This window comes from Lysinibacillus xylanilyticus (assembly GCF_001708185.1).
GTDB lineage: Bacteria > Bacillota > Bacilli > Bacillales_A > Planococcaceae > Lysinibacillus > Lysinibacillus xylanilyticus_A.
Genome location: NZ_MDDN01000009.1, coordinates 1 through 12,854, shown reverse-complemented (window position 1 = coordinate 12,854; position 12,854 = coordinate 1). Strand labels below are relative to the sequence as shown.

Sequence of the window (12,854 nt, the reverse complement as noted above, 5' to 3'; positions counted from 1 at the left end):
GAACGTATAATTATTCGTTTCTTTAAGTATCATAATTCTTCTATTGTTTTAATTACTAGCTTCATTCTTTAAATCATTTTCTGCTTCATCTACAAATGACCAATAGAGCTGATAAAACTCGTCTGATTTCTGTTTTTCGGCTGGAGTCATTCCGTAAGACCATTGTCCATTTACGCTTCCTAGTACCTTAATCCCTCCATCGGCGACATCATAGTCATAACCACCTAAAGAATTGATAATAGGACGCACCATGCCCCCTGCTACAAGACTATTATTTGTTTCCGTTTGTATATTGTCGTGTTTGATCAAATAATCCACAAGCGTCCTCTGGCCTATTTGTTTTGTTTCCTCTGATTCAAATTTTTTTATTGCTTGCATCGCTTGTTTGTGAAGCATTTTTCGGTCAGGGGATACGGAAGAAATATATTGTGCGTGTAATTTATTTTTTTCGTAATGAATGCCTTCTATGGCGTTTCGATTTGTATTTCGCACATATTTTTCAGCTAATGCTTTGAGTTGGCTGATTATTACATCCTGCGTGGGAACCTTCATGCCTTTCGTCGGGATGATATCCCAATTCGGTGTATTTAATGAACGACTTCCTTTGAATGAAACCAGATTGGCATCCGACTTCATTCCTACTTCATTTGGCGTATAGTTGCATAGTAGTTCGGAAGCCTGAACACTTTCCTTAGAATATACATATGCTTCTCTTAAATGAGGCTGATCACTTTTTATAGGGTTATTTTTATTCGTTGAGTATACAGGGTTAGATTGTCTTTGCGATAAATTAGTGATTTTCATAACTTTATTACATCCCTTTCAAATTTTAAGCATTTGAAGTGTTTTTTAACTTTTTGTCTACTTCACACTGTATGCATAGTAGACAAAAAGCCGGGTAATGCCTTCAGTGCGTGTAGTTCGTAATTAGATATTTAACGTATCACTTGCAGCATCATTTATATAATTAGGTCTCATAGTGCCATTTTTTAAAGTATTATTTGTACTCTATTATCATTTTGCTACCGAATACGGTAAACCCATCCATACCTGTCTGTTGCTTTCCATCTTTTGGTTTCCTCTTAGTTTTTTAGTAACGGATGAAGAGAAATAAGCAACAAATAAACACCATAGTAATCCAGTTGCTGTAAAAGTAAGTCCTAAAATTAAAAAAGGAATAGGACCTGATGCCCTGACATCTATAAACTGCGGGAGAAATGCAATAAAAAATAAAGAAACTTTTGGATTCGTAAGACTTGTTAAAAGTCCTTGTTTATAAATTTTTCTCAAGTTTATTTTATTTGATGAGGCTTCGAAATCTATATTTGACTTATCAAGTATCATTTTAATTCCAAGATAAACGAGATAAATAACACCAATAATTTTTATGGTATTAAATAATACAATAAATTTTGTAAGGATAATCAAAGAAACAAATAACGTATGGACCAAGGAGCCAGTAATAATACCAAACAAAGAATAAACACCAGCTCTTCTACCTTGTGAAATACTTCTACCAACAATATACATGGTTTCATAATTTCGGACTTACGGAACAGTGGGAGCTATAAGGAGAAGAAGCGGTTTAGATCAAAAAATGATCTAGCCGCTTCTTTTTTATGAATGATGTTGTTATTCCTTGTAAAATGTGTAAAGTCATATTCAAATGTTAAAAGTGGTGCCGCCCATGATAATCATATTAAACTCTGAATTGAGCTGCTAAGTCCCTTAACTCCTCTGCCAAGTTTGCAAGTGCATAAGCAGATGATGAAATTTCTTCCATTGATGCCGTTTGTTCTTCAGTCGCAGCAGAAATACTCTCTGTGCCGGCTGTAGTAGATTTAGTTATGGAGTGGATTGTATTCATACTACCAACAATTTCTTCAGTTCCTGTTGCCATTTGCTCGACCATTGCAGATACTTCTTCTACTTGCATCGTAACACGTTGAAAGGCACCTTGAATTGCAGAGAAAGTTGTACGTGTATTTTCTGTTGTTTTAATCCCTTCATTAACTCCCGCTGTTACTAAATTCATTGATTCAACAGCCTTTTGAGTATCTTTCTGTGTCTCTGAAATCAACACTTCAATTTGGTTTGAAGAAACAGCAGACTGTTCTGCTAATTTTCTAACCTCATCTGCGACTACGGCAAAGCCTTTCCCATGCTCGCCAGCCCGTGCGGCTTCAATTGCGGCGTTCAGGGCAAGGAGATTTGTTTGTTCAGCAATTGCTGAAATGGAATCAATAATTTGACCAATGTCATTAGAACGTTTCCCTAGCAAGTCGACAACATCGGATAAGCCATTTACTCGTTCTGTAATGTCCATCATTTGTTGATTCATCTGATCCGCAGCATTTATACCATTTATCACCAGGGAAAAAGAATCACCTGAAAGTTCGGTAACAGCTTGAGCATTTCCAGCTACTTGTTGCACACCTGTTGAAAGCTCATTGACAGTATTAAAGGTGTTAGAGACATTGTTTAGTTGCTCCACTGATCCATGAGCTATAGTTTCCATCGTACTTGCAACCATCTCTGTTGCTTTTGTAGTTTCTGCTGCATTAACATTCAATTCTTCAGATGCCGCGGCTACTTGATTAGCAGTTTCAGTGACTTTAGTTACCGTATTACGAATATTATTAATCATCGAATTAAATGATTGAGTTAATTGACCGATTTCATCTTTGGATGAATAGGTACCTTGTACAGTCAAATCACCGTCGCCTGCCTTTAACATATTAGCCTGCAACTCTTTCACTGGATTAACAATTAAACGTCGAATCCATGTTGCCAATATAATAAAGAAAATAATGGCTACACCAGAGAGAATGTTAGAAATAAGAATAGTAGTGAATAGACTTTGTTTATTTGCTTCATTTAATTGTTTAGCATCTTCAGAACTTATAGTCATAAGATCGCGTGCATTAGTTGCCACTTTCTCACGTGAATCATGCATAGATGTAGTGTATAAAGAATAGGCTTCCTCATTTCGGTTCTTACTAGCCAAATCTATGACTTCTGTCATGGTGCCAAAATACTCGTCGAGATTGGATTTAAGAGATTCAAACAGTTTTCGTTCATCTTCATGTCCACTGTAAGTGGCTTCAAATTTCATGATTGAGTCTTTAATTTTTTCAACTCTTTCTGAGATATTATTCTGAAGTTCAGTATTACGATTTTTGTCCATATTAATCATAAGCTCTAAAACGAACGAATCCATTGCACGAATGTCAGTTCGAAGTTGACCGATATATTGAATTGGCAAAAGTGACTCGTCGTACATTTCGTTGGTTTTTTTTGCCATATCGTTAATGTAATAAAGACCGACACCTGATATAATTAGCAAAAATATAACAGCAGACGTAATAAGTGTTAGCATTTTCTTTTTAATGGATAAGTTTTTCAAAATATTCCCTCCATTGGCTCAATAATCTATAAAAAAGTGGAATATACTAATAATATTGGATATATTGAGTAATTTAGATTTTGTGATAATATACCACATCTAAGTCTTTTATATGAGAAGATAGAATTATAAAATTTTTATGAAAAAAAGAAATGTTCTTAAAGTAAAGGGGGAGAGTTGAAGATCGATAAATAGATCGTCAGCTTTTTTTCTTATTGTTTTAATGGACAGAGGTCTATTCAGGTACGCAAAAAGGTCCTGGACTATTATCAAAGCTATATAATTTGAATTTCCCTCCAAAAGAGAATTTTTTATTAGGTATTGTGTCCGATTGGTGAAGACTGATAATTAGTGGGGCTCCATCTGTTTAAAGCTTCACTTTTTTACTTTAGGTCTTAAAATATAAAAAGGGGGAATCTCAAAAATCATTTTTAATGACTTTTGAGACACCCCAGTTCCTTTTCTATTCTGCGAAATATTGTTGGCCGTTTATTGTTACTTTAGAAGCAGAGATTAGAGTTTCTTCATTTGCTGCAAAATATGGGTTTAAAATTTTGTAAAATGCATTCCATTTTTCTTCAGCTTTTTCAAAATCTCCTTTTTTACCAAGAGCTAAGGCTTCTTCATACAGCGGTTTTAATTGTTTTTTATCAGCTTCGCTGATTTCAAACTCGAAGTCAGAAATGTATTCTTCAAATGTTACTGGCTTGATGAACGCGCTAATAATTTGATTGATTTCATGACATAGCTTATCAAACAACTCCTTATCTTCCTCTTTATCTGCTTTTTGAGCATTTTCATAGATTGGTTTTAGTTTGGCTAAAGTTTCAGCAGGGATATCTAATTCCAATTCTTTCACGAACTCTTCAAAAGTTTGTGGTGGATATAGTTCATCTAAATATGGTTGAAGGATTTTATTAAATTCATCTAGTTTATCGTTAGCTTTTTCTTCATCTCCACTTTTTTCAAGCTTTACCCATTCTTCATAAATAGCTTTAAGCTGTGTAGTATCGTTTTCTTTAATAACGATATTTTTCTCTTTAAATCCGAATTCTTGTATATATTCATCATAAGATTGAGGTTGCCAAATAGCTAAATAATATGGCTTCGTAATTTTACGCATTTCTTCGTAAATTTTATTAATTTCCTCATATTTTTTATCGATCACATCATCTGTTGCATTTCTATTTACCTCATCTGACATTTCTTTTTCTATCTTCTTCATTTCATTAAACATTTTTTCTAATTTTGTTAGATCTCCTTTTGTTACCTCTTTAGGCAAGTCTTTTTTATAAACTTCAAATGTGTAGAAATCTGAAAAACTCTCTAGAATGTTACCTTCTACAGAAATTTCTTGCCCTGCTATAAATTTCATTTTTTCTAATTGCTCTGAAGAAAAGTTATCCAAACCTATATAGTAATTTTTACCATCATTTCCTTTGAGGTTTATTCCATCCCAACTGAAGTCTTTAATTGTTCCTGTAATTTTTTGTTCAAGTTGAACAGTAATACTACTACTATTTGATGTTTTTACTTCTTCAGCTCCTGCTTGAAGTGGTGTCAGAACAGCCATTCCTATTGTTAATGCAGATGCAAGCATCCAAGTTTTTTTAATCGGTTTTCTCATATTTATTTCTCCTTCTGTCTTCAAAATCAGATTTACCAATAATTAGACGATTTACCGTTGGGAAAAGTTCGTTATTTTAGGAAAAAAAGTTAAAAAGTGAGTTGGTGAAAATACATATATCATGATTGGTGCTTTAATAATGAGATCAGATAAAGTGGTTCATATTTCTATTAGGTGTGCGCCAGAAAGAACTCCTGAAGTTGATATAAATAGAATTGGTAACTAAATCTCTTTTTAATCTTATTGAACAATGGTGTACTTTTTTCTCTCATGAAAGAACTTAATCATCTTTCATTTTCTGTGATGTGGCGCTAGTTTTTGCCGCTACATGGATGGCTAACGGGGGAGTTTAGTGTAATTAGGGTTACAATTTAAAAGAGGGGGTTGGTGCAGTGAAATTTGCAAAGGTTAAGCTACTCGTTGTTCATATTTTAGCATTAGGAATCTTCCTAATAGTTAACCAAATGACTCCAAATTCAGGGGATACGTCAGGAAATGGTAATCCAGCTTTATTGATAGTTTGGATTTTAATTCCAATACTCGTCTTTATGGTGATATTATGGGTTCGTATTTTTCGTATGAGTTCGATTAGCAACACTGTTTTTATCATCAGCATATTTGGCATACTCGTTCACTTAACTGTCTCCTTTTTTTATCAAAAAAATGAATTGAATGAATATCGTGAAGTCATAAGAATTGCGTTACTCAATAGAGAGGGTGTTGCAGATGCGCAATATATGCAAGTTTGTAACCTTTTCAGTTTTGTTGGCTATTGTATATACTCTTTGGAACACTTGGGAAAAGAAAGAAAAAAGCCAGAATTAAGAATTTTTCATTCTCTTTTATTAGAACATTTTCCTTTCTTGTTTAACTAACAGGTAGCTTTACTTGAAGATTATTGAGTTGCATAATGCAGCTCTATTTTTCTTTATTGAACTCCCATGAAAGAACTTAAGCATCTTTCATTTTCTGTGGTGAAGTGCTGATTTTTGCTCTTCATGGATGGCTAATAGGCAGTTTAGCATAAGTAGGATTCTTTTGTTATTTTGAGAATGGTGCTGGTAGTAGAATCCGATTCTCAATCAGGTTTTTCAAGCTGATAAGGGACTTGGATGGTCCGAACTTTATAATAGAATCTTGAAATTGACCAATATCCTCTATGGAAGCAGTCTGAATCTTGATCATGTAATTGTATTCACCACTAATTCGAAACATATCGGTTACAACAGGATTTCGTTCGCAAAAATCCACCAGTGCTTGACATTGCTCTGTTTTAATAAGAAAGAATGCCGTGGTCCCTCGGCCTAGCGCCTGATGACGAAAGGTTGCCGTATAACCCGAGATGATGTCTTTCTCCTCAAGTCTTTTTATTCGTTCCCTTACCGAGGGCTGGGACATGGACACATCTTTACTTATTTGTGAAATGGAGATACGTGCATTCTGCTGAAGAAGACCCAAGATGTGGTAATCAGTTTCATCCATCCAATGTTCCATATATAATTCCTCCTAGTGCATTTTCGAAAATGAATAAAATTAATTGATTTTCGTTATTTTTGGAAAGTGTAATGCGATAATTTCCTTTTTTATTGTATGTATTTCCTTACAACACTATTCTATACTAAATTCATCAGAAAGGGGAAATGATATTTGAATATCAAAGGTCTTGCTCATATTGCAATTCAGGCAAAAGATTATCCGGCAACAATCCGGTTTTACATTGAAGCATTGGGATTTAAGCGTGGACATCATTGGAGCCTTCCTTCGTTTCAAATCAAGGAAGCTTCGATGCTGATCTCTCCCGACGGCCGAACATGTCTCGAGGTTTTTGATGACGATGCTGTCATTCCGGCACAAGGGAAGAAAGCGCGGTCGGAAGAGGAAGTTGCTTATGGAGCTATGCTTCACCTAGCGTTTTATGTGGAAGATGTCGACAAAGCGTTTCAAACGGCACTTTCCCATGGGGCAAAACCTTATGTGGAAGCAGACAATCTAGCTCTCGGAGAGCCCCCTCTTATTATCAGAAACGCTCTAGTCCATAGTCCTAATGGAGAGGTGATCGAATTTATTCAGGATGTGGACTTTGATATAGAGTCCCATAGTTCAGTGAAGTAGTTCAATAAGCTAGTGGCAATCTAAGACTTTTTCCTATCCTAGACTGCCACTGTGTTTTTCTTAAACTCCTATGAAAGAACCTAATCATCTTTCATTTTCTGTGATGAAGTGCTGTTTATTGCGATTCATGGAGGGCTAACGGATGCTTTTGTTAAAGAAGGATTTACTAAAGACCAAGTTAATCTACAAAATATGTAGAATTAACTTGGTTTTTATGTATTAATAGCAACAATCTATACGAAAACAGCCTTACTAAATAACCTTTCTATTTAAAATAGGAGGGTTTTGTTGTTTTAATAGTTACTAAGCTGAACGATAACTTCAAATTCTATCCTAATTGTATCAAGAAGAAAAATAATTTTGGAGAACCTGAAGAAAACTATAAACAGCTCAATTAGTATTTTTTATGGAAATAAATATTGCTCGAAGTAGAAAATATTATATATTTGTAGCTAAAAATAACGTATCTATAAAAATGCCGTTATTTACAATCACTTCACTGAATTTTCTGATTATAATTAAAGAGATCAAATTATAAGGGGTTGATAGAATGTCAGTAAAGGTTAATCCAAACGTTGAGCTTAATCACCCATTATCACCATTAGCTGAAGTAGAAATTGAAAAAGCTGTTCAAATAGTCAAGGAACAGCAACAGTTGTCTGAACATATCCGATTTATGTCGGTGATGTTACATGAACCTAAAAAATCAGAAGTACTAAATTACAAACCAGGTAATACAGTAGATCGCCAAGTATTTTTAGTGATTTTAGATGATAAAGAATTGAAAACATTTGAAGCGGTTGTAAATTTAACTTCAGAAAAAGTTGATTCCTACGAACATATTCCTGGCGTACAACCAAATGTAGCCTTAGAGGAATTTGAGCAATGTGAAGAACTAGTAAAGAGCCACCCTGATTTTGTAGCAGCTTTACAGAAACGTGGCATTGACAATCCTGATTTAATCATGGTGGATCCTTGGTCAGCAGGGAATTTTGGTGTTCAGGAACATGAGGGTAAACGTTTACTTCGTGCGATTTGTTGGCAAAAACAATCACTAGAAGATAACGGATATGCTTACCCTTTAACAGGTATTGTAACGTATGTAGACCTAAACAAAATGGAAGTTTACAAAGTAGAAGATCACGGGGTACGTCCAATTCCAACAACATCAGGTAATTATCATCCTGAAGTTGATGAATCCATAGTGTTTAGAAATGACTTAAAACCATTGGAAATCATTCAACCTGAAGGTCCAAGCTTTACAATTGAAGGTAATTTGATCAAATGGCAAAAGTGGAGTTTCCGCTATGGATTTACACCACGTGAGGGCCTTGTATTATACACAATTAATTATCATGACAAAGGCAAGGATCGTCCAGTTCTTTATCGTGCAGCATTATCTGAAATGGTTGTCCCATATGGTGAACCAACATTTTCGCATAACACACAAAACGCCTTTGATGCTGGTGAATATGGAATGGGTCAATTAGCCAATTCGTTAGAACTAGGTTGCGACTGCTTAGGCGAAATTCAATACTTTGATGGTGTTGTTGCTGATGTTAAAGGAAATGCTCGTACGATCAAAAATGCGATTTGCTTACATGAAGAAGATTACGGGATTGGTTGGAAACATACAGATTGGCGAACAGGCCATGTAGAAGTACGGCGCTCACGTCGACTAGTGATTTCATTCTTCTGTACAGTTGGAAATTATGATTACGGATTCTATTGGAGTTTCTACCAAGACGGTACGATTGAAGCTGAAGTCAAACTAACAGGTATTTTAAGCACGGGTACATGTGAAGATGGCATCCAAACAAAATATGGATCTGAGATTTCTCCAGGATTAAATGCATCACATCATCAACACTTCTTTAATTTCCGACTTGATACGATGTTAGACGGTGAAAATAACTCAGTAGTTGAAACAGAAACAGTTTCAGAAACATTGGGAGAACACAATCCAAATGCCAATGGTTTCTATCCTGTTTCACGTATCTTTAAAACGGAGAAGGAAGCGTTACGTAATTTAGATTTAAAAACGCAGCGTACTTGGAAAATTATCAATAAAAACTCACTTAACCGAGTGAATCAACCTGTTGGATATAAAATTTTACCTGGCGAAAATTGCTTCCCATTTGCTCATGAAGAAGCAAGCGTTATGAAACGTGCTGGTTTCCTTAAACACCATTTACACGTTACACAATTTGATGAAAATGAAAAATATGCAACAGGTATGTATCCAAATCAACATGCTGGGGGAGATGGACTTCCAAAATACGTTGAGAATAACCGTTCAATTGATGATGAAGATATCGTCGTTTGGTACACAATGGGCCATCATCATATCCCGCGCCCTGAAGATTGGCCTGTAATGCCAACTGCATACATCAACTTCCAATTAAAACCAGTTGGATTCTTTGATCGAAACCCAGCGTTAGACGTTCCTAGACCGGACAAGAAGTGTCACACAACATCGTCTTGTCATACGCAATAAAACTCTTACGAGGAGTGATTATATGCTACCATTCCTAAGCATGTTGGTGATTGTGACTTTTACGGTAATCACTAACCGTTTATTAAAACAGCGTTTTGCTAATCATGGCATGACCAAGTGCTGTATAATGCTGATTTCTATGACAATGAGTACTGCTGTTGGGATGAATATGGCTACCTGGCTTCCCGATATGGTACTAGGTGCAATAGCATCTATCATTATTTCTATTGCATTAGGCTATTTACTATCCACAGGCTTACCAATGCACCTATTTATGGAAAGTGCAGGATCTAGTTTTATGGGAGCAATGATGGGCGTGATGCTAACTTTAATGACCACACAATATTTAACGTTAAGCATTATCTTTTTTACAATGATGTTTATTGTAAGTGCTATCATTTCTATCGGTGTATGGAATCGTGAGATGTTTCCAATATTCATAAAAGCTATTCCAAAGCATATATACATTGTAGCTAGTTTAATGATTTGTGTACTAGTAGTAAGTAGTTTTGAGATTCAACATGAGGTACCTGTAAAGGAAGAACAACAGCATCAACATCATCATTAAAAGGGGTCGATCATTATGGTAAAAGTTAATGTTAAACCGAATATTGAAGAATATGGCATTCAATTCAAAAAGAAATATGACAATTTTATTGGTGGTGAATGGGTAGCACCTGTTAATGGAGAGTATTTTGATAATAGTACGCCGATCACGAAAGAAGTATTTACACGTGTAGCTCGTTCAACAAAAGAAGATGTAGAGCTAGCATTAGATGCCGCTCATGAAGCCCAAAAAACTTGGGGGAAAACACCTATAGCAGAACGGGCACGTATTTTATTAGCCATTGCAGATCGTATGGAAGAAAATCTTGAAAAAATTGCTAGGGTAGAAACTTGGGATAATGGGAAAGCGATTCGTGAAACGATGTATGCTGATATTCCATTGGCAATTGATCATTTCCGCTATTTTGCAAGTGCCATTCGCGCACAACAAGGGCAAATGACACCTTTTGATGAGGATACAGTAGCTTATCATTACCAAGAACCTATTGGTGTAGTTGGCCAAATCATTGCATGGAACTTTCCTATTTTATTGGCAGCATGGAAATTGGCGCCAGCACTTGCTGCAGGGAATAGTGTTGTTTTAAAATTAGCAGAACAAACGCCTGTATCATTCTTATTTGTAGTTGAACTAATTCAAGACCTATTACCAAAAGGTGTATTAAACGTCATTAATGGTTTTGGTGCAGAGGCAGGGAAAGAGTTAGCTTCAAGCCCTCGTATTGCCAAAGTAGCATTTACAGGTTCTACAGATGTCGGCAAACTAATTATGAAATATGCATCTGAGAATCTTATTCCTGTTACACTAGAATTAGGTGGCAAATCCCCTAATATTTTCTTTGAAGATGTCATGGATGCTGATGATGGCTATCTAGATAAGGCGATTGAAGGATTAGTTATGTTTGCTTTAAATCAAGGTGAAGTTTGCACTTGTCCATCTAGAGCCTTGATCCATGAGTCTATTTATGATCGTTTCATGGAAAAAGCCATTGAACGAGTAAAGCAAATTAAAGTTGGTGATCCATTCGATCTTGAAACAATGATGGGTGCACAGGCTTCAGAAGAACAACATAAAAAAATTCTTTCTTATTTTGAAATTGCCAAACAAGATGGCGCAGAATGTTTAATCGGTGGTGCCGAAAATCACCTTGATCATGTAGATGGTTATTTTATTAAACCAACTATTTTTAAAGGCGATAACAAAATGCGTATTTTCCAAGAAGAAATTTTCGGTCCTGTATTGGCAGTGACTACGTTTAAAACTTTCGAGGAAGCGATTGAAATTGCAAATGATACTATGTATGGATTAGGGGCAGCTGTATGGTCACGTAATACAAACGTTACTTATAAAGCAAGTCGAGAGATCCAAGCAGGACGTGTTTGGATAAATACGTATCACCAATACCCTGCTGGTGCAGCATTTGGCGGCTACAAAAAGTCAGGCATCGGTCGAGAAAATCATTTAAAAGCTTTAGAATCGTATCAATCAACTAAATGTGTCTTAGCTAGTTACAATGAACAGGCGCAAGGATTCTTTTAATTTTACCTAAGAGTGAAGTGAGGGGGCGGCTTATTGAGTAGCTACTATCCAATCCAACCTGAATTGGTCCAAAAAACGTATTCTTATAGAGAACTGACGCCAAACAGCGAGTTAAACCAGGATATACTATTTTATTATGAGTTTGAACCAATAGGCATTAATAGTGATATTCATGTTATTCCTGATGCTTGCCAAGATGTAATGTTTTACATGGGCAAAGATCAAAAGGTTGTCTTAGGAAATACCCCGACTACACGTGGAATTTATTCATTTACCCCAAAAGGTAAATATTTTGGTGTTCGTCTAAATCCAAAACAAACAGTGATGCAATACAATTGCGCATTAAAACAAATTGTTCAACAACCGTTTGTTAATGTTGGATTAGGCTGCACACTTGACTCTAAATTTATACAAGCTGTTTTTGAAGCAGGAGATTTCGAACAAAGAGTACAGATTTGTAATGAGTATTTTTGTTCTCAAAAAAAGGAAAAAAGTTTGAGTGATGAAATATTCGCTACTTGTTTTGATTCTATTATTGAAAATAATGGGCTGTTCTTACCAGATGTAATTCAGCAAAAAACAGGCTATTCTGAGCGATATATTCGTGAACTTTTCTACAAAAAAACAGGTTTCGGACCAAAAAAACTAAGTAAATTCATACGCATTCAACTCTTGCTTCAACATTTTTCTTTTGAAGAGACACCTGTAAACATTGACCAATATGGTTACTATGATCCTTCACATTATTACAAAGAATTTAAAAGCTTACTTGTCATAACACCTGCTGAATATATAAAAGAATTTTTAGGTTGGAAAAATATAAAACGAAAGTTGCTATCTTATTAGCCCCTCAAAGCTTCCACTCTTTCTTATAAAAAACATACTGATGTGAACTGCCCCGTAAAAGTTAGACACCAATCTAACTTTTGATATGCTCCCCTTTAGGTAGACAGATTAAAAAATAAAAATCTGTTTATCTAGGGGGCATTTTTTTATGGCTCGAAGTAACCACTCAAAAGATGAAAAATTAGCGGTTCTAAGACTTCTTCACAAAGGACAAAAGACAATTTCAGAATTAGCTACTATATTTCAGGTTTCTTATAAAACC

General features: G+C 35.4%; 10 protein-coding genes and 1 pseudogene. 6 read left to right on the top strand and 5 right to left on the bottom strand.

Annotated elements, in window-relative coordinates:
• Positions 1–48 precede the first annotated feature (48 nt).
• The 4 genes and pseudogenes from BFJ97_RS15615 to BFJ97_RS15600 all read right to left on the bottom strand — a co-directional run bounded on the left by BFJ97_RS15615 (position 49) and on the right by BFJ97_RS15600 (position 5,057).
• Complete coding sequence (locus BFJ97_RS15615; protein WP_068985584.1) at positions 49–804, bottom strand: hypothetical protein; 756 nt, start codon at positions 802–804, stop codon at positions 49–51.
• Positions 805–1,065: 261 nt separating this feature from the next.
• Positions 1,066–1,536: pseudogene (locus BFJ97_RS15610) on the bottom strand (LysE family translocator); the annotation flags it as partial.
• A 163-nt stretch (positions 1,537–1,699) separates the two neighbouring features.
• Positions 1,700–3,406 carry a methyl-accepting chemotaxis protein gene (locus BFJ97_RS15605; protein WP_068985583.1) on the bottom strand — a complete coding sequence of 569 codons (1,707 nt, stop codon included), beginning with the start codon at positions 3,404–3,406 and terminating at the stop codon, positions 1,700–1,702.
• Positions 3,407–3,869: 463 nt separating this feature from the next.
• Entirely contained in the window at positions 3,870–5,057 is a 1,188-nt protein-coding gene (locus BFJ97_RS15600; protein ID WP_254660188.1) for a hypothetical protein, read from the bottom strand.
• A gap of 368 nt (positions 5,058–5,425) precedes the next feature.
• On the opposite strand from BFJ97_RS15600, the gene BFJ97_RS15595 reads away from it, so the two are divergent.
• Positions 5,426–5,908, top strand: a complete 483-nt coding sequence (locus BFJ97_RS15595) for a hypothetical protein (protein WP_068985581.1) — start codon at positions 5,426–5,428, stop codon at positions 5,906–5,908.
• 166 nt (positions 5,909–6,074) lie between these two features.
• On the opposite strand, the gene BFJ97_RS15590 is transcribed toward BFJ97_RS15595, so the two are convergent.
• Positions 6,075–6,527: an Lrp/AsnC family transcriptional regulator gene (locus BFJ97_RS15590; RefSeq protein ID WP_068985580.1), complete on the bottom strand. Its 453-nt coding sequence runs from the start codon at positions 6,525–6,527 to the stop codon at positions 6,075–6,077.
• 153 nt (positions 6,528–6,680) lie between these two features.
• On the opposite strand from BFJ97_RS15590, the gene BFJ97_RS15585 reads away from it, so the two are divergent.
• From BFJ97_RS15585 to BFJ97_RS15565, 5 genes are all read left to right on the top strand, one after another.
• The gene (locus BFJ97_RS15585; protein ID WP_068985579.1) at positions 6,681–7,145 is read left to right on the top strand and encodes a VOC family protein; all 465 of its coding nucleotides are present in this window, start codon (positions 6,681–6,683) and stop codon (positions 7,143–7,145) included.
• Positions 7,146–7,695: 550 nt separating this feature from the next.
• A complete protein-coding gene (locus BFJ97_RS15580; protein WP_068985578.1) occupies positions 7,696–9,642 on the top strand; it encodes a primary-amine oxidase in 1,947 nt (648 codons plus the stop codon).
• 22 nt (positions 9,643–9,664) lie between these two features.
• Positions 9,665–10,210 carry a hypothetical protein gene (locus BFJ97_RS15575; RefSeq protein WP_068985577.1) on the top strand — a complete coding sequence of 182 codons (546 nt, stop codon included), beginning with the start codon at positions 9,665–9,667 and terminating at the stop codon, positions 10,208–10,210.
• Positions 10,211–10,225: 15 nt separating this feature from the next.
• Positions 10,226–11,746, top strand: coding sequence for an aldehyde dehydrogenase family protein (locus tag BFJ97_RS15570; protein ID WP_068985576.1), 1,521 nt, complete (start codon positions 10,226–10,228; stop codon positions 11,744–11,746).
• A gap of 33 nt (positions 11,747–11,779) precedes the next feature.
• A complete protein-coding gene (locus tag BFJ97_RS15565) occupies positions 11,780–12,592 on the top strand; it encodes a helix-turn-helix domain-containing protein (RefSeq protein ID WP_068985575.1) in 813 nt (270 codons plus the stop codon).
• Positions 12,593–12,854 lie beyond the last annotated feature (262 nt).

Bases quoted from the DNA above. Each gene is read 5' to 3' on its own strand.
- BFJ97_RS15615 (WP_068985584.1), bottom strand. From the start codon at position 804: ATGAAAATCACTAATTTATCGCAAAGACAATCTAACCCTGTATACTCA.
- BFJ97_RS15590 (WP_068985580.1), bottom strand. From the start codon at position 6,527: ATGGAACATTGGATGGATGAAACTGATTACCACATCTTGGGTCTTCTT.
- BFJ97_RS15580 (WP_068985578.1), top strand. From the start codon at position 7,696: ATGTCAGTAAAGGTTAATCCAAACGTTGAGCTTAATCACCCATTATCA.
- BFJ97_RS15570 (WP_068985576.1), top strand. From the start codon at position 10,226: ATGGTAAAAGTTAATGTTAAACCGAATATTGAAGAATATGGCATTCAA.
- BFJ97_RS15575 (WP_068985577.1), top strand. From the start codon at position 9,665: ATGCTACCATTCCTAAGCATGTTGGTGATTGTGACTTTTACGGTAATC.